The organism is Spirosoma utsteinense (assembly GCF_014282275.1).
Lineage (GTDB): Bacteria > Bacteroidota > Bacteroidia > Cytophagales > Spirosomataceae > Spirosoma > Spirosoma utsteinense.
The window spans coordinates 124,006-150,263 of record NZ_VFIA01000013.1 but is presented as its reverse complement, the minus strand read 5'-3'; the positions used below and the strand labels follow the sequence as shown (position 1 = coordinate 150,263).

Below are 26,258 nucleotides of genomic sequence, written 5' to 3'. Positions count from 1 at the left end.
ATAAACACAAGTCGGGGGCGATTGATTACAAAAATAGGATAAAAACCTATCTTTGCAACTTTTCACTTATTAGATTCTAATTAGAATCGAATGGTTTAATCCGATACAAAAAATAGTGTCATCAATTCGTATTGGTGGCTAAAAAGCATGGCAAAAGCACTTCCGTCCCGTAGTGAAAACTACTCCGAGTGGTATAACGAATTAGTCAAAAGAGCCGATCTGGCCGAAAACTCAGCGGTGCGCGGTTGCATGGTCATTAAACCATATGGGTTTGCCATTTGGGAGAAAATGCAGCGGGCGCTGGATGATATGTTCAAGGAGACGGGCCACCAGAACGCCTATTTCCCGCTGTTTATCCCTAAATCCTTCCTGAGCAAGGAAGCCTCTCATGTCGAAGGCTTCGCCAAAGAGTGCGCCGTGGTAACCCATTACCGGCTCAAAAATGCTGAAGACGGTTCAGGCGTTATTGTCGATCCGGATGCCAAGCTTGAGGAAGAACTCATTGTACGGCCAACGTCCGAGACGGTGATCTGGAGTACCTACAAGAACTGGATTCAGTCGTACCGGGATCTGCCACTGCTGATTAACCAGTGGGCAAACGTAGTGCGCTGGGAGATGCGTACCCGGATTTTCCTGCGTACCGCCGAGTTCCTCTGGCAGGAAGGACATACGGCCCACGCCACAAAAGACGAAGCGGAAGCCGAAACCCGCCAGATGCTCGACATCTACGCCACCTTCGCCGAGGAGTGGATGGCTATGCCTGTTATTAAAGGCACCAAAACCGCTAACGAACGTTTTGCCGGTGCCGACGATACGCTGTGTATCGAAGCCATGATGCAGGACGGCAAAGCGCTACAGGCCGGTACGTCGCACTTTCTGGGGCAGAATTTTGCCAAAGCGTTCGATGTGCAGTTCCTGAATAAGCAGAACACATTGGACTATGTCTGGGGAACGTCCTGGGGGGTGTCGACACGGCTCATGGGCGCGCTCATTATGGCTCACTCCGACGACGATGGCCTGGTGTTGCCCCCTAAACTGGCTCCAATCCAAGTCGTAATCGTGCCCATATACCGGACAGATGAGCAGCTGGAGGCTATAACGGCGAAAATAAAGCCGCTCGTAGCCGAGTTGCGCAAAGCGGGAGTCTCGGTGAAATATGACGATTCCGATGCCAATAAACCCGGCTGGAAGTTTGCCGAATATGAACTGCGGGGCGTTCCTGTCCGGCTGGCGATGGGTGGGCGTGATCTGGAAAATGGGACTGTCGAAATTGCCCGGCGCGACCTGAAAACCAAGGAAATCGTACCGTTCGATGGACTCACCGAGCACATCAAAACATTGCTGGATTCTATTCAGCAGACCATCTACGACCGGGCACACGCGTTCCGGCAGGCTAATACCTTCCGTATCGATACATTCGAACAGTTTCAGGAGCAGCTTGACAAGGGAGGATTCCTGCTGGCGCACTGGGATGGCACATCAGAAACAGAGGAAGCCATCAAAGAAGCTACCAAAGCTACCATCCGGTGCATTCCCCTGGACCAGGAAGCCGAAGAAGGAAGCTGTGTCTATTCGGGCAAACCATCGGCCGGACGCGTCATTTTTGCCCGGGCGTACTAGTCCATGTCAATCGTTTCGGATAAGCATCAGGCCGGTGGATAACTCCACTGGCCTGATGCTTATTTTTAGGGGGTGTCTCCTGCGCCGGTAGGTTACCGACCAGACCAGAATTTCTATGCCAGTCAGGTACAGCGCCAGCGCGGCCACCGGTTTTCTGATCTATCCCGGCGCGCTGGTCGATCCATGTGTCTGGGCGGGGCCGCTGACCGGTGGCAACTACGCTCGGGTTGGCTGCAATCTGACCCTTCTATTGGTGCTGGGGGTGCAGTAGCAGCGCCCTCGCTAAACAAAACCGCTTCGTGCAGGTGTTCTAATAGTACAATGTTCACTCCGACGCTATGACAACGAAAACACCCGTTATTACCACCGACCTTATCGCATCGGCACTTACCTACGAACAGTACTTTCAACTATCCACCAACCGCTTCGCACAGAACCTGAGTACGTCTGACGATCCTGCTTATAATACGCCCGAGATTCTCGGCTATGTAAAACTGAACTTGCACCGAATGAGCCGTTTACATAAACTGACGGCTGTTATCTCTGAACTGAAAACAGAGGTAGCGCAGCTGTCGGAGCGATGGACATGGCTGGTACTGACCGAATCGTGGTGTGGCGATGCCGCCCAGATTGTGCCCGTTCTGGACCGTATTGCCGAAGAATCGCCCGTTATCGACATCCGGTTTCTGCTGCGCGATCAGCATCCGGCGGTGATGGATGCGTACCGGACCAATGGGGGAAAATCGATTCCCAAGTTAATTTGTTTACGGACGCATGATCTGACGGAGATAGGCACATGGGGGCCCCGCCCTACAGGGCTGCAGCTGTTGATGAATGACTGGCGACTGGAGAAATTAACCCTCGAAGATACCGTTGAACGCGCCCAGCGCTGGTATAATGATGACCGCACACAGGCTACACAGCATGAACTTTTGAGCCTGGTACGGAGTTGGTCAAAAGTTAGCGTATAGTCAAGGCCCTTGCCGGAAGTTCCGGTACTTTTGTGGCAGCGTTTACCAAACCAATAGCATTATGGCACAAGCAAAATCCGGCGACACCGTTCAGGTGCATTACACCGGCACCCTGAGCGACGGAACCGTATTTGATTCCTCGGCTGGTCGCACTCCTCTAGAATTTACCGTTGGCAGCGGTCAGGTTATTAAAGGCTTTGACGAAGGTGTTGCCGGCATGAATCAGGGTGAAAAGAAAACCATCAATATTCCCGTTGAAGACGCTTACGGTCCGGCCAATGAAGAGATGATCTTCACCCTTAACCGCACTGATATTCCCACCGATATTCCACTTGAGATGGGAATGACTCTCAACATGCACGAAGACGGTAACCCCCGGCCAATTCCGGTTATCGTTCGTGACCTGACAGAAACAAACGTAACCCTCGATGCCAACCATCCACTGGCTGGGCAGGATCTGGTGTTTGAAGTTGAACTTGTTGGTGTTAAATCACCTTCCGGACTGATACTGTAATAAAGGAGGAGGGAGAAAAGGGAGGAGGGGGACGAAAGGGAGTAAAGGGAAATAGCGGGTCTGTAAATGGCCGCGAAATTATCCCCTTCTTCCCTCTCGTCCCCCTCCTCCCTTTACTCCCTCTTTTATTTCATTCTTCCACCACCAATAAATTTCCTAGCTCCCGCAGGGCAGTCTGTATGCCACGCAGGTTAGCGCGGGCCACGTAGGACGCCAGCGCAACCGTTATTGCCCCAACGTTGAGCGCCACCGTCAGGTTACGTATGTGTTTCAAATTGTCTTCCGCCTTGTAGAGAGCCTGTACGATGTAGGCTGTCATCTCAGCCGTATTGTTGAACGCTGGCCGTACGACCAATGCCTGTAGATCCTGCGCCCGGTTGAGCAGACTGTTCTGGTACGCATTCAGGTCCAGTTGTTGCTCATGCGAAAATTCTGACCAGCGTCTCGTTTGAAACTCATTCAGGGCGCGGGCCATCGATTGATAACCGGTAGCAATCACGGTAACTTGTTCAGGGGTAAAATCTTCCATAAACAGCGTCAGTTGCTCCAGATCGCTCTGGATTGAGGTAAGGTGGGAGCAGAGCTAGTGCCGGAACTTCACGTCGCTTCTGGGTAGCGGAAGATAGGAGATGAGCCAATGATTGTCACCGTTTAGGGGTAACTTCTGTACGAACGGTCAAAAATTGAAACCGTACAGGCTATTATCCAGTTAAATTCTCATGAATTTATCGCCAGTCAATGTTGGGTATGCTTGTATTAACCTAAGTCTACAGGTTGATAAAGTTATGACAAATCGAGGAATGATCAGGAAAACATTCGTCGAGAAAGGAATTGCATATGCGTCAGAACTGGCGTTGAAAAATGTGCAGGATTTGCTGAAGATCGTGGACTGGAATCTGGCTCATGGATTTGGCCTGTTCCGTATCTCATCAGACTTGTTTCCGTGGGCCTCGGAGTACCTGCTTGCCAGCTTGCCTGACTATACCGAGATTCGGGCCACACTCGAAGAGATTGGTGCCCGGCCCATCCGCCTGACAATGCATCCCGGTCCCTTCAATCATCTGGCCGGACAAGGTAAGGTACTCGATAATACCATCGTTGACCTCGAGTACCAGTCGGAAGTGTTCGACCTGATGGGGCTGAAACCGTCCCACTGGAATAAAATCAATATCCATGCAGGTGGCACTTACGGCGATAAATCAGGGACGCTGGCCCGATTCTGTCAGAACTTTATGCGACTTTCCGAAAATCTTCGCGCCCGGCTTACGGTCGAGAACGACGACCGGGTTAGCCTGTATGGTGTGGCCGATCTGGTGCCTGTATATGAAACGATTGGGACGCCCGTTGTTTTCGATTATTTCCACCACGCGCTGAATCCCGGAGAGCTGACTCAGGAAGAAGCTTTTCTGATGGCCTACAATACGTGGGATGTTCGGCCTGTATTCCACTATTCAGATTCGAGACAGGAGCGGGAAGACCCCAAAGCAAGGCGCGAAGCGCATGCCGACTGGCTATACTCGCCGGTCAATACCTACGGCAGAGACGTGGACATCGTCTTTGAATCCAAAATGAAAGAGTTATCGATATTACGACTGCGGGGTGAAGAGCCAGCCATGAACCCCAAACTGGCGAAGTTGATGAACCAGCAAAAAAAACAGGACCCCGAAGTTCCCCCGGCAGAAATAACTTGTCCCTAATCCCCGGCTCCTTTTGGTACGGAGTACCGCCCCATAAGAGTTAGAGTCTGCTTACCCAATCAAACGCCCCAACAGCTAGAGTAGCCGTTGGGGCGTTTGATTGGGTAAGCATCCCGACCTGTCCGAGAGGTTGGTCTGCTAGGGGATGTGTTTAGCGACGAACGTCAATACGGGATGAGAAATGCTTCTGATCCGGTCCAACAACGAAGGTATAAGCACCTTCTGGCAGCGTCGACAGGTCGAACCGGCGTTTGGTACCGGTAAGTTTGTCGGCATGTACCAACACATTTTGCGCGTCGTAGATGGCTACGCTGGCGTCGGTGATATTGACGGCAGGCATGGTCACTTCGATCTTGTTTTTCTCGTAGGTGGTGATCGTTGGCTGCATTACCTGCTGTAGATTGCGGGAATCTACTACCAGGGAATTGCCCCGAATGATTACGCCCTGCGACATCCACCAGGCATTGTTGCCCGCCGTGATGTAATACTGACCATCTGGCAGATTCTTGAGGTTGAATGACTGCTGACCCGATTTGTTCCGGGTGGCAACGCCCTTGTAGAGCACCGTACCGTCAACATCAATGATAGCTACGTCGACAGCTGAATTTGCCTTGGCATTGTCTGTCGGGATATATAGGCGAACTTTCTTGTTCTCGGACTTCTCGATTTTCACCCCATTAGCTCCCGAACCATTGTCGGCTTTGGCACCTCCCGTGCCGGCCAGACTCCATACTGATAATAGTACAGCGATTGATAAACGAAACTTTTTCATCAGGTTGTATTTTGGTGGTTTGACCGTGACAAAGGTGGGGCAACCCAAGTCCTTAATGCAAGTGGTCAACTGCTGAAAACCAGCCTTTTAGCAAAAGTTCGTCTAAAAAGACAATTCAGTATTAGGATAATAGGATGATTATTGGAAAAGTACAATAAGTCCCTATTTGTGGCGCATCGGTTGTATTATTTTAATAATCCAAAATCTTAGCACTATGAACGTATGATCCGCTATTTTTCATCGGTAAAGTACAATTTGCTTCTTTTTGCCCAATTTGTCAATTCTGTGTTTTGTCTTACAAACTGCCCTGATCCCGATTAATTTAATCGCAATTATAGGGCTACATCAGGATATCATTTACTGATTGTACACGTTTGGGAAGTTCCGTTTCGCCCAGCATATCGCGCAGGTCGATTTCGATGTTGCGGCAAATGGCCGTCATCGGAACATCATTGATACTGTTTTCGAATGGATTTTCGCTTGTGTCGCCCACAATTTCCATTGTGTTGAAGACCCAGGCAATAACCGTGAAGAAGGGAACGGTTAGCCAGACATGCCAGGCGCTGGTCTTGGCCATCTCGGTCAGGAGGCCGAACGGAAGTACGGCGATAAAAAGCCAGACAAACACGTAGCTGAAAAAGGCATACTGACGGGGAAAAGGAAAGGACTTGATGCGTTCGCAGCCGCCCTGCTGCGTATAAAATTCAACCAGCATGCGTTCCATGTCGACATAGTAGTAGTCCGACAAGTAGCCGGCATCACGCAGTTGTCGGAGTTGTGCCGACTGCTGGCGCATCAACACGGTAGCCGGATTGGGGTGCCTGATGAGTTGCTCGATTTCGCTGGCCGGCAAAAAGCGGCTTAGTTCTTTATCCAGGCTACACTGCCGAAATTCCTTGATCCGTTCAACGACTTCATGAGCGGGGTCGCGGTGTAGCTCCCAAACGGGTTTTTGCCGAAGTTGCACCCGGAGAGCCGTCAGGAAAGCCAGATGGCGGTAGATCAATTCCCGATGAACGGTTTGTAAACCCGTACGGTGAGCCGGGTCGCTGGTTTCCCGGTCAGCGAGGTAGTCCAGGACCATGATACCCCACGAACGGCTGGCGTTGGTGAGGCTACCCCAGATTCGGCGGGCTTCCCACAGGCGATCATACGACGAGTTACTTTTAAAGCCGACATAAAAGGCAACGGCTGTTCCGATGGTGGCAACGGGAACAAACGGGATGGCCAGAAACGTCCATCCCGCCAATGAGTATAGAGAGCATAGTACCGTGGAGTAGGCCAGAAAAAGCAGGACAGACCGCCGGGCAAAGGGGAATACTAGGTAAAAGGGAACACGTTTAGTCGTAAACATAGGGATGGGAGATTGAGTCAGGACGCACCAATACGGGCAATGCACGCCCTAAATTAGTGGAATAGTTGGCAGGCGACTCCACTATCATCAGGCCGATAAAGTGGTATTCATAAACCAAACCCTCCTTAAAGTGCTTACCTCTACTAAACTGCTTTTTATATGGAGACTGTACTGAAAGGACAAATCGCCCTTATCACCGGGGCCAGCAGCGGTATTGGCACAGGCATCGCCAAGTCGATGGCGCAGGCCGGTGCCACTGTGGTGATCAATCACTCCTCTGCGAAGTCGAAGGAGGCCGCCGAGGCTATATTGAAAGAAATTACGGACGAGGGTGGCACGGGAATGATCGCTCAATGTGATGTCAGCAACGAGGATGAAGTCATCAGGATGTTTGCCGATGTAGTAGCCGCTTATGGGACAGTCGATATTCTGGTCAATAACGCCGGGCTTCAAAAGGATGCTAAATTTCACGAAATGACCCTCGCTGAGTGGAATACCGTGATCGGCATCAACCTGACGGGGCAGTTCCTGTGTGCGCGCGAAGCCATTCGCGAGTTTCTGCGCCGGGGCCCTCGCCCGGAGGTATCGGCAGCTACGGGTAAAATCATCTGCATGAGTTCGGTTCATGAAGTCATACCCTGGGCGGGTCACATCAACTATGCAGCCTCGAAGGGGGCCATTAAGATGCTTATGCAGTCACTGGCGCAGGAATATGGCGACCGTCAGATTCGCGTAAACAGTATTTGCCCCGGCGCTATCCAGACGCCCATTAACCGGCCCGCCTGGGACACGCCACAAGCCCTCAACAGCCTCATGTCGCTGATTCCTTACAACCGCATTGGTCAACCGAAAGATGTAGGTAACCTGGCTGTGTTCCTGGCATCCGATCTATCCGACTATATTACTGGAGCCAGTATCTTTATCGATGGCGGCATGACCGTGCTCGAATCATTTGTGGACGGCGGCTAGTTCGGGTACCGCTGATGAGGGAGGAGGCCGCATCAGAAACACAGGCGACCAGTGCGCGTAGGAAAACGTTCGTAAATTAGTAATCCGGTTTTATGCCATCCCAGCCATGACCATTGAACAACAGCGCCTTGACGATCCCGCGTGGCGACAGTGGGGGCCGTATGTCTCCGACCGCCAGTGGGGTACCGTCCGGGAGGATTACAGCGCCAATGGTGACGCCTGGAACTTCACGACCCACGACATGGCCCGTAGCTATACCTACCGATGGGGTGAAGAGGGGATAGCCGGCTTCTGCGATGATAGTCAGCAGCTGTGTCTGGGTCTGGCGCTCTGGAATGGGCAGGACCCTATTTTAAAAGAACGTTATTTTGGGCTTACCAACGGAGAGGGCAATCATGGGGAGGATGTCAAGGAACTCTATTATTACCTGGACGCAGCCCCATCTCATGCTTACCAGCGGATGTTGTACAAGTATCCGCATACGGCTTACCCCTATGAACAACTGCTGGCCGAAAACCGGCAGCGGGGCCGGTTGGACCCTGAGTTCGAATTGCTCGATACCGGTATCTTTGACGACGATCGCTATTTTGACGTGTTCGTGGCGTATGCAAAGGCGGGGCCACAGGATATTCTGATGACGGTTACGGTCCATAACCGGGCCCGACCGGAGCAGGGAACGGAGCCGGCTGTGTTGCACCTGCTGCCAACACTCTGGTTTCGAAACACATGGCACTGGGGCGACGATTCGGATGGCGTACCCCGGCTGCGGCCTGCCCTTGTATTACAGCCAGACGGTACCGTCATCGCCGAAGGCTCTGCGCTGGGTCAGTATATATGTTATGCCGACGGGCATCCAACCTGGCTTTTCTGCGAAAACGAAACCAATACCGCCCGGCTCTACAACAACCACGCAGGAACCCGCTATCCCAAGGATGGCATCAATGATTACGTCCTGCACGGGACGGACACCGTCAACCCGAGCACCATGGGTACTAAATCGGCCGCTCAGTATAGCCTCACGCTGGATGCGGGCGAGTCGGCCACGGTGCGGCTGAGGCTTACGCATGCCGGGACATACGTAGCCGGTAATGAGAAACCGTTTGCTGATTTTGACAGCATCGTTGCCCGGCGTAAAGCCGAAGCCGATGCCTTTTACGCGCATATACAGCCCGCCGATGCTACCGCCGATGAGAAACGCGTACAGCGGCAGGCTTTTGCGGGCATGCTCTGGAGCAAACAGTATTATTACTACGATGTGTCGCGGTGGCTGGGTGGTGATGCCAATGGTCCGCCACCACCCCAGGAACGCATTCATGGCCGCAACCGGACGTGGCTTCAACTGATCAACGCGGGCGTCGTGTCGATGCCCGATAAATGGGAGTATCCGTGGTATGCCGCCTGGGACTGGGCCTTTCACTGTGTGACGCTCGCCGTCATCGACCCTCGCTTTGCCGAACAGCAACTGATGCTGTTAACCAACGAGTGGTACATGCACCCCAACGGGCAGTTGCCCGCTTACGAATGGAATTTCTCGGATGTGAATCCACCGGTGCAGGCCTGGGCAGCCTGGCGTATGTATCAGATGGACTGTGCCTGCAAGCCGGCAGGCGAAGAGGATCTGACATTTTTACGGGGCGTCTTCCACAAGTTGATGCTCAACTTCACCTGGTGGGTCAATCGCAAAGACGAGTCGGGAAATAATATCTTCGAAGGCGGTTTTCTCGGCCTCGACAACATCGGCGTGTTTGACCGGAACGCGATACTTCCCGGCGGAAGCCACCTCGAACAGGCCGATGGAACTAGCTGGATGGCGATGTATTCGCTAAACATGATGCGTATTGCGCTGGAACTAGCCGCCCACGATGCGGTGTACGACGAACTGGCCACCAAATTTTTTGACCATTTTCTTTACATCGCCGGGGCCATCACCAGCATAGGCGATGTTAACCGGGGTTTGTGGGACGAAACCGACGGCTTCTTTTATGACCAGATCCGGATGTCGGATGGGGGCGTGAAGCGGATGCGTGTCCGGACGATGGTAGGGCTGATTCCTATGTTTGCCGTTGAGGTACTGGATGATAAACTGCTTCAAAGTCGGCCTGCCTTTGTCGAGCGCATGGTTTGGTTCCAGGGCCACCGCCCCGACCTCTACAACCAGGTGTCGCGCTATACCGAAGCGGGCATGAACGAAAAACGGCTGCTGAGCCTGCTGCGGGGCTTCCGGCTTAAATCGCTTTTGTCCAAAATACTCGATGAAACTGAATTCCTGAGCCCACACGGCGTACGGGGCGTGTCGAAAATTTACCGCGACCAGCCGTACGAATTTACGCTGGATCACACAACGTTTCGGCTTGCCTACACGCCTGCCGAAAGTGATAGCGGCATGTTTGGTGGTAACAGTAACTGGCGGGGCCCTGTCTGGATGCCTGTAAACTACCTGCTCATTGAGAGCCTGGAGCGATTTTACGATTACTTCGGTGATGGGTTCACCATTGAATACCCGGTCGGGTCAGGCCATCAAATCACCCTGAAAGCCGCTGCAGCCGAACTCGCGGACCGGCTCATCCGTCTGTTTACAACTGACGAGACTGGTCACCGGCCTGCTTTTGGCGCTCATCCTAAATACAGGGACCCTCACTTTCGGGATCACGTTCTGTTCTATGAATATTTTGACGGCGACAATGGTCGGGGCGTTGGAGCTAGTCACCAAACGGGCTGGACAGGCCTAGTGGCAGAGTTGATCAATCGGAAATACGGGAGTCTGAAGGGGTAAGATGCCCAGGGACGTTTGACTAAAATGGTCGATCTGATAACAACAACCTGTAGACAACAGTAGTACTGGGTGAGCTTCATCACCAAATGCATGCAGGAAGAAATTCAACAAACTAGTATAGGAACCGGATTTGTTCGAGTCGTAGGGGCTCGCGAAAACAACCTCAAAAACGTTTCGCTTACAATCCCGCGGGATGCGCTGGTTGTTTTTACCGGTGTTTCCGGGTCTGGTAAATCGTCGTTAGCTTTTGGCACGCTATACGCCGAAGCCCAGCGCCGTTATCTGGAATCGGTGTCGCCCTACGCCCGGCGGCTGTTCAATCAAATGGCCGTTCCCGAAGTCGACGAAATAGACGGGTTGCCGCCTGCGGTAGCCCTGCAACAACAACGGGGGGCGTCCACCTCCCGTTCGTCGGTGGGGAGTGTGACCACCGTGTCCAATCTGCTTCGCATGTTATTCTCCCGGGCCGGAGACTACCCCAACGGGCAGTCGATCCTATACGCGGAGTCTTTCTCGCCCAACACGCCCGAGGGGGCCTGTCCGCAATGTCATGGTCTGGGCCGGGTTTATGAAGTGACCGAGCAGTCGATGGTACCCGACGATTCGCTTACAATTCGTGAACGCGCCATTGCTGCCTGGCCAACGGCCTGGCACGGGCAGAATTTGCGGGAGATACTGATCACACTTGGATACGATATCGACATTCCCTGGCGCGATATGTCCAAAAAAGACCGTGACTGGATTCTGTTCACCGAGGAGCAGCCTGTAGTGCCCGTCTATTCAGGATGGGAACGCGAAGACGTTCAAAAAGCGATCAGGCGAAAGCTCACGCCCAGCTATATGGGTACGTTCACGGGTGTTCGTAAATACGTGCGGCAAACGTTTGCCAACACCACGAGTCTGTTGATGAAAAAACGGGTCTCGCAGTACATGCTCAGTACCGAATGTTCGCTGTGTCAGGGTAAACGGCTTCGTCGGGAGTCGCTCGCTGTCACCTTTGCCGGCTATGACATCACCGAAATATCCCGTATCGCGCTGGATGAACTGGCAACGATCATGCGCCCTTACGTTGACCCCGCTACAGGTAAACAAACGAAACTAGCGAAGGAACACCCGGAGAAGGCGATGGTGGTACAGCGCATAGCTGCCGACCTGGTTGCCCGGCTGGACGTGATGATCGACCTGGGTCTGAGTTACCTGTCGCTGGAGCGAAGTACGCCCACACTTTCACCCGGTGAGCACCAGCGACTGCGGCTGGCGACGCAGGTCCGGTCGAATTTATTTGGCGTCGTCTACGTCCTGGACGAGCCATCGGCCGGACTGCACCCTGCCGATACGGAGGCTCTCCTGCGGGCGCTCAACCGGCTGAAAGCATCCGGCAATTCATTGTTTGTGGTCGAACACGATCTTGATGTTATACGTCAGGCCGACTGGATTGTCGATGTAGGTCCGGCAGCTGGCGAACAGGGTGGTCATATCCTCTACAGTGGGCCACCCGATGGTCTGGAAGGCATTGCTGCATCGAAGACCCGGCAATATCTGTTCGGTGACCTTACTTTCCGGAGCCCCGAGCCGCGAACGAACAAGGGGTGGCTGCGGCTGGTTGATGTAACCCGCAACAATTTGAATGGATTAACGGTCGATTTTCCTTTGGGAGTTCTGACAACCGTGACGGGCGTTTCCGGTTCTGGCAAATCGAGTTTGGTCAGTCAGGTGCTGGTCGAACTCGTAGCCGAAGCCCTGGGTAGTACGCTGCCCGACGAGGACGAAACCGACCCGTTGCAGGATGCCGGACCTGTCACGCTGGGGGGAAGTATCCTATCGGGCATGGAACAGATCAAACGCCTGGTGCAGGTCGACCAGAAACCCATCGGGCGAACGCCACGCTCCAATCTGGCTACCTATACCGGACTCTTCGATCATGTCCGGAAGCTTTTTGCGGCTACCAAAATGGCTAGGGCCCGCCGGTACGATGCCGGACGGTTCTCGTTCAATGTGGCCAAGGGCCGTTGTGAAAAATGCCAGGGCGAGGGCTTCGTCATGGTCGAACTGCTTTTCCTGCCCAGTGTTTACACGCCCTGCCCGGTATGCCAGGGAGCCCGCTACAATGCCAAAACGCTGGAAATAACCTACCGGGACAAAAATATTGCGGAGGTGCTGGCCCTGACCGTCGATGAAGCGTTTGACTTTTTCGACGAGGAAACAGCCGTACGTCGAACGTTAACGGTGCTTCGGGAAGTAGGTCTGGGTTATCTGCGACTTGGACAACCCGCAACCGAGCTTTCCGGCGGAGAGGCACAGCGGATAAAACTGGCTACCGAACTACAACGGGTTGGTCATGGCAATACCCTGTATATCCTCGATGAACCCACGACAGGACTGCACCCTTCCGACGTAGAAAAACTGACTGCCCAGCTGGAGGGGCTGGTTGGCGCGGGGAACACGGTCATCGTCGTGGAACACGACATGCGGGTGGTAGCCGGTAGCGCTTGGGTGATCGATATCGGGCCCGGTGCAGGCGAAGCTGGTGGCCGGGTGGTGGCCGCTGGTTTACCGGCAGCGGTGGCTACGAACACAAAAAGCAAAACCGCCCCCTATCTGAAACGATTTCTCGGGTAGCTATACGGGACGGTTTGGCTCAGTGTTTTTCCATGATCGCTTCCAGCTCGCTCACTTCCACCAGCCCATCGGCATTCACGGCGGTTAGCTGCACCGGCATCATTTCATTGATAAGAAGTGGGTCGTATTTGGCTACCACCCGAACGTAGTTTTCCGTAAACCCCTGCATCAGTCCATCGGTAATGTCTTCTTCGAACAACACCGTAGCGTCCCGCCCGATCTGTGAGTCGTAAAACGCACGGCGTTTCTTATCAGACAGTATATGAAGCATCTTCGACCGTTCGGCCCGGACGTGGCCCGGAACGGTAGGTTTGATGCTGATGGCCGTGGTGTTGGGCCGTTCTGAATACGTAAATACGTGCAGGTAGGAGATAGGCAGTTCGTTCAGAAAGGCATACGTTTCCAGAAACGCGTCGTCGGTTTCGCCGGGGTGACCTACAATTACGTCGACTCCAATGCAGGCATGGGGCATGAGTTCCTTTATTTTGGCAACCCGCTCAGCATATAGTTCGCGCTTGTAGCGACGGCGCATCAGGCCAAGCACGTTGTTGGACCCCGACTGAAGTGGCACGTGAAAGTGAGGCACAAATCGCTTCGACCCGGCTACAAAGGCAATGATCTCATCGGTCAGCAGGTTGGGCTCTATACTCGAGATACGGAACCGTTCGATGCCCTCTACGTCGTCCAGTGCCCGAACCAGATCGAAAAACGTTTCGGTACGCTGCCCGTCGGAACCGATGGCGCTGTTCAGACCAAAATCGCCGATGTTAACGCCCGTCAGCACAATTTCCTTGACCGACCGACCCGCAATGTCGCGGGCGGCCTGCACCACGTTCGATACCGTGTCGGACCGGCTCTTGCCACGGGCAAGCGGAATCGTGCAGTAGGCGCAGGGGTAATCGCAACCATCCTGTACTTTCAGGAAGGTGCGCGTCCGGTCGTTGAGCGAATAGGACGCGTGATACGCTATGGCCTCGCTGATAGGTGAATTGTAGACAATGGCTGGCTGTCCGACAGCCGTTTTCTGAAACGTACCAATCAACTCATGAAGGCGGAACTTCTCCGCTGCCCCTAGGACGACATCTACCCCCGGAATCTCCGAAATCTCTTTCGGTTTCAACTGGGCATAACAACCCAGAATAGCCACGAAGCCATCGGGATTTATCTTCTGCGCTTCACGAACGATCTTCCGGCATTTTTTGTCGGCATTGTCGGTAACCGAGCAGGTATTAATGATAAAAACGTCGGGTTGCTGGTTGAACTCCACCCGTTCATGGCCCTGCTCCTCCAGCAAACGGGCCAGGGTCGAGGTTTCGGAGAAATTCAGTTTGCAGCCGAGCGTATAAAAGGCAACTTTTTTCACGGTGATCGATCTATCTGCCAAAATTACAAAAAAACGGCCGGGCGGGTTCCGAAAGAGGAGAATGCAGATTTTACGGATCAGCACCGATCACTACTTTCGGTGGGCGCTCAGGTTGATTTACAGTTGATCTAATTCGCTGACGCTACAAAAAAAGACCGATACGGGTTTTATAACCCGTATCGGTCCGAACTACTGCAAACCTAACGTATTATCGAATTTCCATCTCGAAGGGTAACCGGGCCTGAACCCCGTTCAGGGTTTTCAGTTTTTTGAGGTACGTAACGTAAGGAGCCAGTTCGCCAAGCTGTGCCTGGATCTTCGACTCTTCGTTATCATTGAACGAACTCATCAGTTGCTCAAAAAACTCCTTCTTCCGGGGCTGGTATTTTAACTTGTAATCGCCTGTTTTCAATTTCGCTGACTGGGCTGCCAGCTTGATGGCATCGTCCAGGCCGCCCAGTTGATCGACAAGGCCAATGGCTTTGCCCTGGGTTCCGGTCCAGACGCGACCGCCGGCAATGGCCCGCAGGCTATCGATTGGTAGTTTACGACCGGCAGCCGCCTTGCCGGTGAACTCAGCGTAAATCTGCTCGGTCCGGCGCTGCAACGCCTGCTTCTGAAACGGCGTCATCTCGTGCGTTACGGCAGGATAGTCGGAATTGGTGTTGGTTTTCACCCGGTCGTACGTGACGCCCAGCTTGTCTTTAAAGAAATTCTCCGTATTGAACAGCAGGGAAAACACGCCAATCGATCCTGTAATGGTGTTGGGCTGGGCTACGATCTTATTGCAGCCCATAAGCATATAATATCCTCCCGAAGCAGCGTAGTCAGACATGGAGCCAATAACCGGTTTAACCTTCTTGGCCAGTTCAACCTCGCGGAACATGACGTCCGACGCCAGAGCACTGCCACCACCCGAATTAACGCGCAGTACGATCGCCTTTACCTTGTCGTCCAGCCGGGCTTTACGAATCTCCTCTACAATGGTTTCTGAACCAATGCTGTTAGCATCGCCTTTTCCTGAGTTGATGTCTCCTGAGGCAATGATAACGGCAATCCGGTTTGACGAGCTCCCCGACTCACTGTCTTTATCGTCCCCCTTGTATTTGTTGAGCGATACGTAGTTGATCTTTTTCTTGGCATCGATACTCAACTGTTTCCGGATCAGGCTTTCGAGTTCATCCTGATAGCCAACGTTCGTAACCAGTTTGGTACGCAGGGCATCGGCGGGCTTTTGAATGGCAAGATTGTCGGCGTAAGATTTGAGCGAGTCGACGCGAAGGCCGCGGCTTTGGGCCACTTTCACCAGCATGTGGTCGTTGATCGAGTTGAGAAACGAAGTCACCTGCAAACGGTTGGGATCGCTCATATTATCGCGGATGAATGGCTCCACGGCGCTTTTGAAATCGCCAACTTTAAAGATTTCGGGTTTGACGCCCAGCTTTTCAAGCGTGCCTTTAAAGAAAGTCAATTCAGCATTCAGGCCATTCCACTCCAGATCACCAGCCGGGTTAAGGTAAATTTTGTCGGCCACCGATGCGAGGTAATAGCCTTTTTCGCTCATCGTCTCGGCATAGGCGTAAACAAATTTTTTGGACCCTTTGAAGTCGATCAGGGCGTTTCTTATCTCTTCGAGCGAGGCCCAGCCTGCGGCTGGATTTTCGGATTGAAGGTAAACCCCTTCTATGTTATCGTCGTCTTTGGCATCCTTGAGCGCTTGTTTAAGCTCAACCAGACCCATAGCGCTGCTGTTGCCGCCAAACGATCCGAACCCTTCAAAGGGATTGTCGGTGCTGCGTTCCTGAATAGGATCGTCCAGGTTCAGCTTCAGGACAGACTTGTCCTTTACGGCGGTTGGTTTGTCGGATGATGAAGTCAGGGCGGCACTGAGTCCGATCAACAGCAGAAAGCTAACAAAGGAGATGATCAGTATGCCAACGATTGTAGCCAGAACGTATTTAAGAAACTGTCGCATGTAACACGATATAGGTAATGTGATTGTACGGGTAGTTAACAAAAGTACAGCCCATTTGAGCCATCCCGGCGGAAAAATGTTGAGTGCGTAATTGGCGGGATAAATGGTTGAAAATGGCGGAGGGGGAAACGAAGAGGAAAGAAAGCGTTGTGGCTCCTGTTCCCTTCGTTTCCCCCTCCGCCGTTTTTCTGCTGGCTTATGCAGGCATTTCCATGTAGTCCTTCATCGATGTCCGGATTACTTCAAGCGCTTCCTCACGGCCATAGATGTTAGCCAGTTCCATTACGGCTGGCTCATCGGGCAACGTTTTATAAGTCAGGAAGTAGTGGCGAAGACGCTTCACTACTGCTTCGGGCAGGTCGGCCAGTTCATTGAAATGACCGTACATCGAATCGCCTTTAAGCACGGCGATGATTTTATCGTCAGCTTCACCTTTATCGATGAGCCGGAAGCCACCAATGGGGATAGCCTGTAGGAGAATATCGCCGTGGGTGATTTCGCGCTCGGTCAGTACGCAGATGTCGAGTGGGTCACCGTCGCCCATCTCGATAAACCGTCCCGAACGTTCCGAGGCCAGTTTAGCAATACCATCTCCACAAAACGTACGGGGTACAAAGCCGTACAGGGCTGGAATAATGTTGGAGTACTGTTGCGGCCGGTCGATCTTGAGATAGCCGGATTCTTTGTCGATTTCGTATTTAACGGTATCCGTCGGGACGATCTCAATAAAGGCCGTAATGATGTTTGGAGCGCCTTCGCCTGGTGAGATACCGTGCCAGGGGTGTGCTTTGGAAGGTGTTTTTGCCATGTGGTCTGGATGAGCCGTTTCAGAAAAAGCTTGCATACTATTTAAAGAAAAAACTGGAATAAATGGAGTCCGTTGAGTGATGAAAATAAACATTCCGCGCTATACAGCCCTCAGATACCCGGTTAAACCTGGTATTCCATAGGCAGTATAGCGCGGAATGCATACAAAGATACGAAGCGGAAAAACAAACGGGTTTGTTTTTCCGCTTAAACGGATAGAGAACCTGTAAAGCCCACACGTTCAGCAACAAACGAATCGGTTGTTTTACTCAGGCTTTGCCGAACGAGCATTTCGCCCAGAAAGCCGGCCAGAAACAATTGAACCCCTAAAATGATCGCTACCAGGCCAACGTAAAAGAGCGGGTTATCGGTGGCATCACGGTATTTGACGCCCTGTGCAATATGGATCAGCTTTTCGGCAATCAGCCATACCGCCAGCACCGTACCGACAAAAAACGACAGGGTGCCAAAGGTGCCAAAAAAGTGCATGGGCCGTTTACTGAACCGATGGACGAACGCAATGACAAGCACATCCAGGAAACCGTTTACAAACCGCTCCAGACCGAATTTTGTGGTGCCGTATTTGCGGGCGCGGTGTTGAACTACTTTTTCGCCAATCCGGCCAAACCCATTCCAGTTAGCCACAATCGGCAAGTTCCGGTGCATATCGCCGTAAAGGGTCGGAGCAATGGTTTTGACCACGCGCTGCCGGTACGCTTTCAGCCCGCAATTGAAGTCGTGGAGCTGAACACCCGATATCCAGCGCGACACGGCATTGAACAGCTTGGTCGGCAGGGTTTTGGTAAGGGGGTCGTAGCGTTTCTGCTTCCAGCCCGAGACCAGATCATATTTGTCTTCGACGATCATCCGGTACAACTCGGGTATCTCGTCGGGGCTGTCCTGCAAGTCGGCGTCCATTGTAATAACGACCTGTCCCCGGGACGCCTGAAAGCCCGTCTGAAGTCCCGCCGTTTTACCGTAATTTCGGTTGAAGCGGATGCCCCGCACCTGCGGATTGATACCCGACAGCTGCTCGATGATGGCCCATGAGTTATCGGTGCTGCCATCGTCGACAAACAGGATTTCGTAAGTATAGTTATTCTCGATCATGACCCGAACGATCCAGTCGTGCAGTTCGGGCAGCGACTCATCTTCGTTATAGAGCGGGATGAGAATGGTCAGTTGAAGCGACTCGATCATTTATAGATTTACGATGGATGACACGGGCTATACGTGGATAACATAAAATGCCTTTGGCCAATTCACGGGCAAAGGTCGAAATAGATTTAGAATATCAGGTAAAAATCGCGTAGCAACGCCCGGAATCCTGCGGTGTAGGTGTTGCTGCCTGACTCGTAGATAGCCAGCGTGTCGGTGGCGACGGGTTGCGGTGTATAACTCAGCCCCGTTATTGTCCGGAAAACGGGTTTTCGATCGTTGTGGCGCAGGTGGAGTTGCCGGAAGGGGAAAAGCCCCGATCGGCCCGCCAGGTCTGTTAGCAGACCCGTTTCATAAGGCGGCAGCAAAACCCACCATTGTCCGTCTGGACGTAGCAATCGATGCACCGCGCCAATCAGTTCCGGGAAAGGCAGATCGTCGGTGTGCAGTGCCCGGTTAACAGCCGAGTCCGGGGAACGCAGGTGGTTGGTGTAGAAGGGGGGATTGGTAAGGATGCGGTGGTAGGTGCCGTGGTTTCCCTCACCCCCGGCCCCTCTCCCTATGGGAGAGGGGGGACCTGCCGGATGGAATGCCTCCGGAGGTTTGCTCCCCTCTCCCTTAGGGAGAGGGGCCGGGGGTGAGGGAAACCACGGCACAAACGCCTGCACCCGCCCCCTCCATACCCGCACCCGGTTGGCAAACGGACTGGCCGCTACATTTTCGGTTGCCTGACCGAAGGCGGCTTCGTCCATCTCCACCGCGTCGACCGTTGCCCGGGGGTTTCGTTGCGCGGCCATAAGCGCCAGCAACCCCGTCCCCGTTCCAATGTCGAGGATGCGCGTAGCCGCGACGGTACTCGCGGCTACGTCGGCAAATGCACCAAGCACGCAGGCATCGGTGCAGACTTTCATCGCTGTTCGTTCCTGCCGGATGGTGAATTGCTTGAAGCTAAACATTACTTTCTACCGAAATCGGCTGGGTTCTCACCCCACACGGTGGTTTCCCATTTCAGTACCGGGTTGGTGAAGGTGTGGGTCTGAAGCCAGTTTTCGGCCCGGTCCAGCAGCGCGAACAGTTCGGCGTTGCGGGCGGTCTCTTCGAGCTTGGTGTTTGCCCGTTTTTTCTTCACCCAGCTAATGGCCGTGCGGGAGTCGGAATAAACGGGAATGGTGCTTTCTTTCTGGTGCAACAAAGCCAGCGCATGAACGATGGCCAGAAACTCGCCGATATTGTTGGTGCCGTCGGCATAAGGCCCTTTCAGGAACAGCTTTTGTTTGGTAGCCAGGTAAATACCCTGGTATTCCATGTCGCCGGAAGCGGTATTCCAGGCCGCATCGACAACCAGACTGTCCTGAATGGGGTCGCCCACCAGACCCGCCAGCTTACCCTGTCTGGCAACCGGTTTGGTGCCCTGACCAATATGAGCGTGGGGCTTGTCTTTGAAGGCTTTCAGCGCTGAGGCTTTACTATCGAATGATTTGAACAGGGCACCATCAAAACCCGCCGTTTGCCGCTGACAATCGTCCCACGAATCGAACACGCCAGTGGCTCGCCCTTTCCAGACGACATAAAATTTAGGTTTTTTCTGGGCCATGGCCACGGTACATTTTTTCGCAAACATACAAACGAAGCCGCGAATGGCCTAGATCAGGACGGTTCTCTCGGTGGAATACAATAAAAAACGGCCGTTCCCGAAGCAACGACCGTTTACACCAGTTACAGCAGGTTTGGCAATTTATTCATCGTCATCGTCGTGGCTACTGCTCGGCCAGAGCGTGTACAGTAATACCCCCGCCAACATACCCCAGCCAATAGCCCGGGCAACATTATAAGACGTTGGTTCAGGCATATCAACGATACCGTTTTCGTCGGTCACCGCTGCCTGTTTCACGTACCGACCTTCTGACGGGATAGACTCCTTGAAGTGGTTCGCCAGCCGGGTTAAGCCTAACCTGAGGTCGAGGCCATGAATGGATACGCCATGACCCGTACCAACCGATGTGGGATTAAGGTTATTAAGCGTCTTCACCGACTTCTCGGCCGCCTGCCAGTCGCAGGTAAAGTAGGCGGGTGGCCCGAAAACTTCTTCTTTCTGGGTGGCAACCGAAATGGCCGAATTCTGATTCGTCGTTACAAACGCATCACCGGCAATTAGCGTCCGGTCGGCGTCGCGGAACAGCGATATGTGTCCCGGTGCATGCCCTGGTGTATGAATAGCCCGCCATCCTGGTAGTTCAGGAATCGTACCATTGGTCGGCAGGGTTTTTATCCGATCGCCAAAATCGTCGGGGCCTATGGGAAAGATAAACGAGCTATACGACATAAATCCGCCACCAATAGCCGGATCGGGTGGCGGGTAGCTCGATTTTCCGGTCAGGTAAGGAAGTTCGAGGGGATGGGCGTAAACCGGTACGTCCCAGTCTTTGAGTAACGCTTTCAGCGCTCCCGTATGATCAAAATGACCATGAGTCAGTACGATGGCGTCGGGTTTGGCACCGGGTCCGAATAATGCTTCTGCTTTCTTTTTGATCTGCCCGGCGTAACCCGGCAGGCCTGCATCAACCAGTACCCAGGGATTACCCGCGCCAGGCTCACCGATTAAGAATACGTTGACAAAAAGCGTTTTCAATCCGGCCACATCATGGGTGACGTCGTAAGGTGATTGGGTGGCAATTGGCTCAGAAGCCAGTTCATCAAGTTCCACTTGCGATTCCATAGGCGTTGGGTTTAATTCCCTGTTCAACCTACTAGTTTAGTAGATTGTTTAGCGAATCGCGTCAGTGGGTACAAAAATCAGGGAGGTAATTTCTGGGTGGACAGAAATTCGCCGGGTGCCTGACCAGTACATTTTCGGAAGGCGCGGTTGAAGGTGGCTTTGGAGTTGAAGCCGCAATCGAGGGCAATTCCCAGAAAAGATAGATGGGTGTTGGCGGGGTTACGCACCTGCTCTTTGAAGGCTTCAACGCGGTATTCATTCACGAAATCGTTGAAGTTCTTCCCAAGGCCGGTGTTAATCACCTGCGACAGAATGGCCGGGTTGGTATGTAGCCGCCGGGCCAGATCGGCCAGCGATAGCTCGGGTTCCAGGTAAGGCTTCTCGCGGCTCATATAGTTCATGAGCTTGTCGCGCAGCCTGAGCAACTCGTCGGAGATGGCTGGTGCGACCAACTCCGCAGATTGTAAACCGAGGGTGCTCACCTTTTTTATAGTCGAGACCCCCGGAAGGGAACGCGCTGTAACGGCTATGTCCAGCGGTTCAGATTCGGCAGAAGGGGGCGAGTGAAAGGTAAGTCGACGCACCGATTGAGCCTGTGTGTATCCATTGATACTGAGGTAGTAGATGAGCACTACTTCGAACAGTTCGTCCCACCAGTCCTGAAAGAAGTTCAATCCCAGGGTCAGGCTCAACATCGTCATCAGGAAACTAAATACCGACGTGATGGTCAACGCGATCAGGAAGTTTCGGAACCAGCGGAAACTGATGGAGTCGGTTTCTGAGAACTGGGTTTTGATCCACGCCCGGTACTCCCGGTACAGTTGCAGCGACCAATAGAGATACAACAGGTCGATAACAATGCCGGCTCCGAACTCGATATCGGCAATGTGATAGGGGTGATGGACCGTTTCCTCCCACCGGATCACCGCGTCGTGGCCCATGGCGAAAACGCTGATGTGATAGACCACAAAAATCAGGAAGGGAACCGCGTGCCACAGGTCGCGACGGGTGAACAGGAACCCGGTATTAAACTGGCTTCTCAGGTAGAAATAACACAGTACGGGAAAAAGATAGCCCAGCGACCGGGGGAAGAATTCAAGTTCACGCCACAGAATTTCAATACCCCCGAACCCCAGCATGTATTCCCAGATGTTGAGCGCACAGCCCACCAGCACCCAGCCCAGCAACTTATCGGACAGGCGTTCTTCGCGATATCCCCGTACCCAGAGCAAAATGGCGTATACCCATGCCTGTACGAAGCCAAAGAGCAGCGGTGTTGAGTATGCAGAGAAATAGAACGTCATGAACGGTTCCCGGTTGCGTGAATAAGTCGATAAGCTAACACAGCATCAATATACACGGATTGGTCAGTCGATATCGAATGCCCTGCCCGCGTCGCCCTGCTGAACGGTCAGAAACGGCTTGCCACTGTCGATCCGCTTGCCGCTCATGACGATGTCGACCTGGTCGCTAGTAGCCAGATAGAGCCGGGTTCCAATGGGGAACGTAAACGTTCTGTTACCCTTGGGGGCCAGCATAAAGCCGTTGGTCCCGTTGCCCGATTCGCCGGGTGCATAGCTGATTAACGTCACTTTTTTGGGTAGTAGGCTGGTGTTGTGCAACCGGAACGACACCTGACCAACCTGGTTCTGGGTAGTCGGCTTGACTCTTGGTGCCGTATCACCATTCCCCGTACCCAGAATTTTGCCTTCGTCTTCGGCGGTTACGGTCAAAATAAGTCCTTCGTTCGTCTTTCCATCGTGGCTAAAGTATAGCTTCGAGCCAACCGGCCAGTTGCAGGGAACCGTTTCGCGTTTGCCCATCGTGAAACCATAGTCCATGCCCGGTCCCACGGCCCGGAACATGCGAGCGTAGCCCAACGTATTTTTGAGCATGAACGTAATACGCGGACCAGCATTGGCCGGTGCCGTTTGCTGGCCGAAACCGATTGTTATGGACAGAATCAGGGCGAACAGGAGTATAGATGCGGGGTTGGTTTTCATATAGCGGTAACGGGTGGAAAATTGTGGAGTGATTGACTGGAGCAAACATAGCTGCCTGACGAAGCTACCGAACCAAGCTGATCGTTTTGCCATCATCGTCCGCTTTCACGACTAATAGTAGTTTGCCGGGCGCTTCCTGGCCCTGCATAGTGGCGTTGATCTCCTGCTGATTTACCAGCGACAGGGTAGTGCCGATCTTAACGTCGACTTTATAGGCGTTGCCCGGCAGGATGAGAGCTGTAAATACATTCGGGTATCTATCGGTGGGGTGGCGCTCCAGAAATTTGAACTCACGGGGCAAGCGACCATTGTTCTTCAACTGAAGCGTTACCTTCCCCGGGGGCTGGAAATATGTAGACGTGAACAGGCAGAGTGCCAGGATTATCGTGCTTATACTGTTCATAACTTTTCAGGATTAGGTAAAGGGAGGCTGATAGTCAGAATTTGGCATCAAGGATGAACATCATGGCAATGATCATCGGTGTTCCATAGGCCCCAAAGGTGCGGTGTCAGTCAACCTTGATGCGACTCATTACTAATTTGAGACGACTCAGGTTATAAGTTGAGACCATACAACGGGCAGGAAACGATTCACCTTAAGTCAGTTGAAAGCGCCTATGTCAACAGAGAAAAATAGTAGCTATAAACAGCTGTTCAGTGCGCCTGCCTGCTATAATGGATTACTCTACATGATTGTAGGTTGATAGGTATTTATACCAGGTATACCTTCAGGCCAGTATAACCCTGGGTAGTCTCACAGAGAGGCATACCGACTAAACTGGAAATGCTCAAAAAAATGAAAAAAAGTGCTGTCTCTTTATTTATAGTGGTGATTGTTTCCTGTTTTCACACCCTCAATGCGCAGCGGTGGGTACAGATTGGGAAAGCAGGAGATTGGGCTAATACCATTGACGTGGTTGCTCTTGGGGGGAACTTATACAGTGTCGAAAAAGATGGCACTCTCTTCAAAACTGACAAACAGGGGAATTACAGCCAACTGGGTGCCAAGGGTGATTTTAATAATACCGATTTGCTAATTGCCCTGAATAATGAGATATGGACGCTTGAAGATGGCTCACTGTATCAGACAAATCCCAATACCGTAGCCTGGCGACAGGTTGGTAAGACGGGTGACTGGAAAAATACCGTGTCTATGGTCGCCATGAAAGACAAGCTTTATAGTATCGAAACGAACGGAACTCTCTACGAAACAACCCGTACCGGTGACTGGCGTCAGATTGGTGGGGACGGTGAATTTAGCGACGCCGATATGCTTGAAGCCATGGGCGATTACCTGTGGACGGTTGAAAAGGGAACCCTTTACCGAACCAGCATACGGGCGATGCGCTGGGAACAGGTTGGAAAGTCGGGCGACTGGGAAAATACGGTAGCCATGGTTGCCGACAGGGGTTTTTTATGGAGCGTTGAAAAGGATGGAACCCTGTTCAAGACCGATATGAATGGTAATTACGAACAGGTAGGAGCCGACGGTAGTCTGAAAAATGTGACCATGATTATATCCATGGATGGAATGCTGTACGTCGTGGAGGACGGCACCCTGTACGCTACAAAGGGATGACAAACAGGTAGTTTCGTTGACGCCCAAACGCCAGACTCCCCGGATACAGATGACGTCATCTGTATCCGGGGAGTCTGGTGATATCAGGTACTACGGTAAAACGACCGTTCAGGCCCGTTCTTCCCAAACCTGCGCGACCTGAACAATCACATCGACGGCCGCCTGCATGTCCTGAACCGATACCCATTCCTGCCGGGAATGGAACGCGTGCTCACCGGCGAAGATATTAGGGCAGGGCAGGCCCATGAACGACAGGCGCGACCCGTCGGTGCCGCCCCGGATGCTCCGTTGCCGGGCTGATAGACCCGCCCGGCCAATGGCTTCGAGTGCGTTGTCGACCACGGCGGGGTGCTGGTCCAGCATCTCTTTCATATTTCGGTACTGCTCTTTCACGACAAACTCTGCTGTTGAACCCGGATAACGAGCCAGCACCGTATTCAGTTGGTCCTGGAGGTACGCTTCCTTATCGTGCAGACCCGATTCGGTAAAGTCGCGGATGATAAATTCCAGTACCGCCTGGTCCTGGTTGCCTTCCAGCCTCGTCGGGTGTACAAACCCTTCCTTGGCTTCGGTGGTTTCGGGCGAGAGGGTATCTTTCGGTAAGGAAGCCAGCACGTCAGCGGCAATTTTGATCGCGTTTTCCAGCTTGCCTTTGGCAAAGCCGGGGTGGGTGCTGACCCCTTTAATGGAGATTTTTACGGCATCGGCTGAGAACGTTTCATCTTCAAGCGTACCCAGCGATTCGCCGTCGATGGTGTAGCCATAATCGGCACCCAGTTTCTGGATATCTACTTTTTCGGTACCGCGGCCCACCTCTTCGTCGGGTGTGAACAGCAGCCGGATGGTGCCGTGCTTCACGTCCGGGTGGGTAATCAGGTAGTTGGCCGCGTCCATAATTTCGGCCAGACCGGCCTTGTTATCGGCCCCCAACAAGGTAGTGCCGCTGGCGGTGACAATGTCGTTGCCTACCTGGTTTTGCAGATCCGGATGGTCCGTCACCCGAATAATCTGGGCGTTGTCGTCCGGCAGCACAATGTCTTTTCCGTCATATTTTAAGTGGATGATAGGCTTTACGCCTGCGCCGGTCACGTCGGGTGAGGTGTCGACGTGGGAGCAGAAGCAGATGACGGGAACGCTGGCCTTGTCGGTATTGGCCGGAATGGTGGCATACACATAACCCCACTCATCCATCTCCGCGTCGGCAATACCCATGTCGAGCAACTCCTGCACGAGCACCCGGCTCAGGTCTTTCTGTTTCTCGGTACTCGGATTGGTCGTCGACTGCGGGTCCGACTGGGTATCGATCCCGACGTAGCGAATAAAGCGGTCGAGGGCCGTGTAGGTGTAGTTTTCCATGGAGTAGTTTGT

The 26,258-nt window shown here is 53.0% G+C and carries 23 protein-coding genes; 9 read left to right on the top strand and 14 right to left on the bottom strand.

Going from position 1 to position 26,258, the window contains the following annotated elements; translation table 11 throughout:
• Nucleotides 1-147 precede the first annotated feature (147 nt).
• From proS to FH603_RS12675, 4 genes are all read left to right on the top strand, one after another.
• On the top strand, nt 148-1,620 hold the full coding sequence (gene proS / locus FH603_RS12690) for a proline--tRNA ligase (protein ID WP_186737896.1): 1,473 nt from the start codon (nt 148-150) through the stop codon (nt 1,618-1,620).
• A gap of 115 nt (nt 1,621-1,735) precedes the next feature.
• Nucleotides 1,736-1,891 (top strand): hypothetical protein, encoded by a 156-nt coding sequence (locus tag FH603_RS12685; RefSeq protein WP_186737895.1) that lies wholly within the window; start codon nt 1,736-1,738, stop codon nt 1,889-1,891.
• A gap of 67 nt (nt 1,892-1,958) precedes the next feature.
• The gene (locus FH603_RS12680) at nt 1,959-2,591 is read left to right on the top strand and encodes a thioredoxin family protein (RefSeq protein ID WP_186737894.1); all 633 of its coding nucleotides are present in this window, start codon (nt 1,959-1,961) and stop codon (nt 2,589-2,591) included.
• 61 nt (nt 2,592-2,652) lie between these two features.
• Nucleotides 2,653-3,105 (top strand): FKBP-type peptidyl-prolyl cis-trans isomerase, encoded by a 453-nt coding sequence (locus tag FH603_RS12675; RefSeq protein WP_186737893.1) that lies wholly within the window; start codon nt 2,653-2,655, stop codon nt 3,103-3,105.
• Between the two features lie 130 nt (nt 3,106-3,235).
• Here FH603_RS12675 and FH603_RS12670 read toward each other — a convergent pair whose 3' ends face one another.
• Nucleotides 3,236-3,634 (bottom strand): hypothetical protein, encoded by a 399-nt coding sequence (locus FH603_RS12670; RefSeq protein ID WP_186737892.1) that lies wholly within the window; start codon nt 3,632-3,634, stop codon nt 3,236-3,238.
• A gap of 190 nt (nt 3,635-3,824) precedes the next feature.
• Here FH603_RS12670 and uvsE point away from each other — a divergent pair, with 190 nt between their 5' ends.
• Entirely contained in the window at nt 3,825-4,802 is a 978-nt protein-coding gene (uvsE, locus tag FH603_RS12665) for a UV DNA damage repair endonuclease UvsE (RefSeq protein WP_186737891.1), read from the top strand.
• Between the two features lie 151 nt (nt 4,803-4,953).
• On the opposite strand, the gene FH603_RS12660 is transcribed toward uvsE, so the two are convergent.
• Both FH603_RS12660 and FH603_RS12655 read right to left on the bottom strand, forming a co-directional pair.
• A complete protein-coding gene (locus FH603_RS12660) occupies nt 4,954-5,574 on the bottom strand; it encodes a T9SS C-terminal target domain-containing protein (RefSeq protein ID WP_186737890.1) in 621 nt (206 codons plus the stop codon).
• A 340-nt stretch (nt 5,575-5,914) separates the two neighbouring features.
• Nucleotides 5,915-6,928 (bottom strand): bestrophin family protein, encoded by a 1,014-nt coding sequence (locus FH603_RS12655; RefSeq protein ID WP_186737889.1) that lies wholly within the window; start codon nt 6,926-6,928, stop codon nt 5,915-5,917.
• A 159-nt stretch (nt 6,929-7,087) separates the two neighbouring features.
• On the opposite strand from FH603_RS12655, the gene FH603_RS12650 reads away from it, so the two are divergent.
• From FH603_RS12650 to uvrA, 3 genes are all read left to right on the top strand, one after another.
• Nucleotides 7,088-7,897, top strand: coding sequence for an SDR family oxidoreductase (locus FH603_RS12650; protein WP_186737888.1), 810 nt, complete (start codon nt 7,088-7,090; stop codon nt 7,895-7,897).
• Nucleotides 7,898-8,003: 106 nt separating this feature from the next.
• Entirely contained in the window at nt 8,004-10,670 is a 2,667-nt protein-coding gene (locus FH603_RS12645; protein WP_186737887.1) for an MGH1-like glycoside hydrolase domain-containing protein, read from the top strand.
• Nucleotides 10,671-10,760: 90 nt separating this feature from the next.
• Nucleotides 10,761-13,289, top strand: coding sequence for an excinuclease ABC subunit UvrA (gene uvrA, locus FH603_RS12640; RefSeq protein ID WP_186737886.1), 2,529 nt, complete (start codon nt 10,761-10,763; stop codon nt 13,287-13,289).
• A gap of 19 nt (nt 13,290-13,308) precedes the next feature.
• Here uvrA and mtaB read toward each other — a convergent pair whose 3' ends face one another.
• From mtaB to FH603_RS12590, 10 genes are all read right to left on the bottom strand, one after another.
• A complete protein-coding gene (gene mtaB / locus FH603_RS12635) occupies nt 13,309-14,652 on the bottom strand; it encodes a tRNA (N(6)-L-threonylcarbamoyladenosine(37)-C(2))-methylthiotransferase MtaB (RefSeq protein ID WP_186737885.1) in 1,344 nt (447 codons plus the stop codon).
• A 208-nt stretch (nt 14,653-14,860) separates the two neighbouring features.
• Nucleotides 14,861-16,627, bottom strand: coding sequence for a signal peptide peptidase SppA (sppA, locus tag FH603_RS12630; RefSeq protein ID WP_186737884.1), 1,767 nt, complete (start codon nt 16,625-16,627; stop codon nt 14,861-14,863).
• A gap of 196 nt (nt 16,628-16,823) precedes the next feature.
• Nucleotides 16,824-17,435: an inorganic pyrophosphatase gene (locus FH603_RS12625; protein ID WP_186737883.1), complete on the bottom strand. Its 612-nt coding sequence runs from the start codon at nt 17,433-17,435 to the stop codon at nt 16,824-16,826.
• Nucleotides 17,436-17,641: 206 nt separating this feature from the next.
• A complete protein-coding gene (locus FH603_RS12620) occupies nt 17,642-18,634 on the bottom strand; it encodes a glycosyltransferase family 2 protein (protein WP_186737882.1) in 993 nt (330 codons plus the stop codon).
• Nucleotides 18,635-18,720: 86 nt separating this feature from the next.
• Complete coding sequence (locus FH603_RS12615; RefSeq protein WP_186737881.1) at nt 18,721-19,548, bottom strand: tRNA1(Val) (adenine(37)-N6)-methyltransferase; 828 nt, start codon at nt 19,546-19,548, stop codon at nt 18,721-18,723.
• Complete coding sequence (locus FH603_RS12610; RefSeq protein ID WP_186737880.1) at nt 19,548-20,186, bottom strand: ribonuclease H1 domain-containing protein; 639 nt, start codon at nt 20,184-20,186, stop codon at nt 19,548-19,550. The genes FH603_RS12615 and FH603_RS12610 overlap by 1 nt, the downstream gene beginning before the upstream one ends.
• 141 nt (nt 20,187-20,327) lie before the next feature.
• Entirely contained in the window at nt 20,328-21,308 is a 981-nt protein-coding gene (locus tag FH603_RS12605) for an MBL fold metallo-hydrolase (protein ID WP_186737879.1), read from the bottom strand.
• A 77-nt stretch (nt 21,309-21,385) separates the two neighbouring features.
• Nucleotides 21,386-22,612 carry a helix-turn-helix domain-containing protein gene (locus FH603_RS12600; protein ID WP_186737878.1) on the bottom strand — a complete coding sequence of 409 codons (1,227 nt, stop codon included), beginning with the start codon at nt 22,610-22,612 and terminating at the stop codon, nt 21,386-21,388.
• A 63-nt stretch (nt 22,613-22,675) separates the two neighbouring features.
• Nucleotides 22,676-23,311, bottom strand: coding sequence for a hypothetical protein (locus FH603_RS12595; protein ID WP_186737877.1), 636 nt, complete (start codon nt 23,309-23,311; stop codon nt 22,676-22,678).
• Between the two features lie 64 nt (nt 23,312-23,375).
• The gene (locus FH603_RS12590) at nt 23,376-23,714 is read right to left on the bottom strand and encodes a hypothetical protein (protein ID WP_186737876.1); all 339 of its coding nucleotides are present in this window, start codon (nt 23,712-23,714) and stop codon (nt 23,376-23,378) included.
• A 393-nt stretch (nt 23,715-24,107) separates the two neighbouring features.
• Here FH603_RS12590 and FH603_RS12585 point away from each other — a divergent pair, with 393 nt between their 5' ends.
• Nucleotides 24,108-24,890, top strand: coding sequence for a hypothetical protein (locus FH603_RS12585; protein ID WP_186737875.1), 783 nt, complete (start codon nt 24,108-24,110; stop codon nt 24,888-24,890).
• Between the two features lie 108 nt (nt 24,891-24,998).
• On the opposite strand, the gene pepT is transcribed toward FH603_RS12585, so the two are convergent.
• Nucleotides 24,999-26,246: a peptidase T gene (gene pepT, locus FH603_RS12580; protein ID WP_186737874.1), complete on the bottom strand. Its 1,248-nt coding sequence runs from the start codon at nt 26,244-26,246 to the stop codon at nt 24,999-25,001.
• Nucleotides 26,247-26,258 lie beyond the last annotated feature (12 nt).

Bases quoted from the DNA above. Each gene is read 5' to 3' on its own strand.
- proS (WP_186737896.1), top strand. From the start codon at position 148: ATGGCAAAAGCACTTCCGTCCCGTAGTGAAAACTACTCCGAGTGGTAT.
- FH603_RS12685 (WP_186737895.1), top strand. From the start codon at position 1,736: ATGCCAGTCAGGTACAGCGCCAGCGCGGCCACCGGTTTTCTGATCTAT.
- FH603_RS12680 (WP_186737894.1), top strand. From the start codon at position 1,959: ATGACAACGAAAACACCCGTTATTACCACCGACCTTATCGCATCGGCA.
- FH603_RS12675 (WP_186737893.1), top strand. From the start codon at position 2,653: ATGGCACAAGCAAAATCCGGCGACACCGTTCAGGTGCATTACACCGGC.
- FH603_RS12670 (WP_186737892.1), bottom strand. From the start codon at position 3,634: ATGGAAGATTTTACCCCTGAACAAGTTACCGTGATTGCTACCGGTTAT.
- uvsE (WP_186737891.1), top strand. From the start codon at position 3,825: ATGAATTTATCGCCAGTCAATGTTGGGTATGCTTGTATTAACCTAAGT.
- FH603_RS12660 (WP_186737890.1), bottom strand. From the start codon at position 5,574: ATGAAAAAGTTTCGTTTATCAATCGCTGTACTATTATCAGTATGGAGT.
- FH603_RS12655 (WP_186737889.1), bottom strand. From the start codon at position 6,928: ATGTTTACGACTAAACGTGTTCCCTTTTACCTAGTATTCCCCTTTGCC.
- FH603_RS12650 (WP_186737888.1), top strand. From the start codon at position 7,088: ATGGAGACTGTACTGAAAGGACAAATCGCCCTTATCACCGGGGCCAGC.
- FH603_RS12645 (WP_186737887.1), top strand. From the start codon at position 8,004: ATGACCATTGAACAACAGCGCCTTGACGATCCCGCGTGGCGACAGTGG.
- uvrA (WP_186737886.1), top strand. From the start codon at position 10,761: ATGCAGGAAGAAATTCAACAAACTAGTATAGGAACCGGATTTGTTCGA.
- sppA (WP_186737884.1), bottom strand. From the start codon at position 16,627: ATGCGACAGTTTCTTAAATACGTTCTGGCTACAATCGTTGGCATACTG.
- FH603_RS12625 (WP_186737883.1), bottom strand. From the start codon at position 17,435: ATGGCAAAAACACCTTCCAAAGCACACCCCTGGCACGGTATCTCACCA.
- FH603_RS12620 (WP_186737882.1), bottom strand. From the start codon at position 18,634: ATGATCGAGTCGCTTCAACTGACCATTCTCATCCCGCTCTATAACGAA.
- FH603_RS12615 (WP_186737881.1), bottom strand. From the start codon at position 19,548: ATGTTTAGCTTCAAGCAATTCACCATCCGGCAGGAACGAACAGCGATG.
- FH603_RS12610 (WP_186737880.1), bottom strand. From the start codon at position 20,186: ATGGCCCAGAAAAAACCTAAATTTTATGTCGTCTGGAAAGGGCGAGCC.
- FH603_RS12605 (WP_186737879.1), bottom strand. From the start codon at position 21,308: ATGGAATCGCAAGTGGAACTTGATGAACTGGCTTCTGAGCCAATTGCC.
- FH603_RS12600 (WP_186737878.1), bottom strand. From the start codon at position 22,612: ATGACGTTCTATTTCTCTGCATACTCAACACCGCTGCTCTTTGGCTTC.
- FH603_RS12595 (WP_186737877.1), bottom strand. From the start codon at position 23,311: ATGAAAACCAACCCCGCATCTATACTCCTGTTCGCCCTGATTCTGTCC.
- FH603_RS12590 (WP_186737876.1), bottom strand. From the start codon at position 23,714: ATGAACAGTATAAGCACGATAATCCTGGCACTCTGCCTGTTCACGTCT.
- FH603_RS12585 (WP_186737875.1), top strand. From the start codon at position 24,108: ATGAAAAAAAGTGCTGTCTCTTTATTTATAGTGGTGATTGTTTCCTGT.
- pepT (WP_186737874.1), bottom strand. From the start codon at position 26,246: ATGGAAAACTACACCTACACGGCCCTCGACCGCTTTATTCGCTACGTC.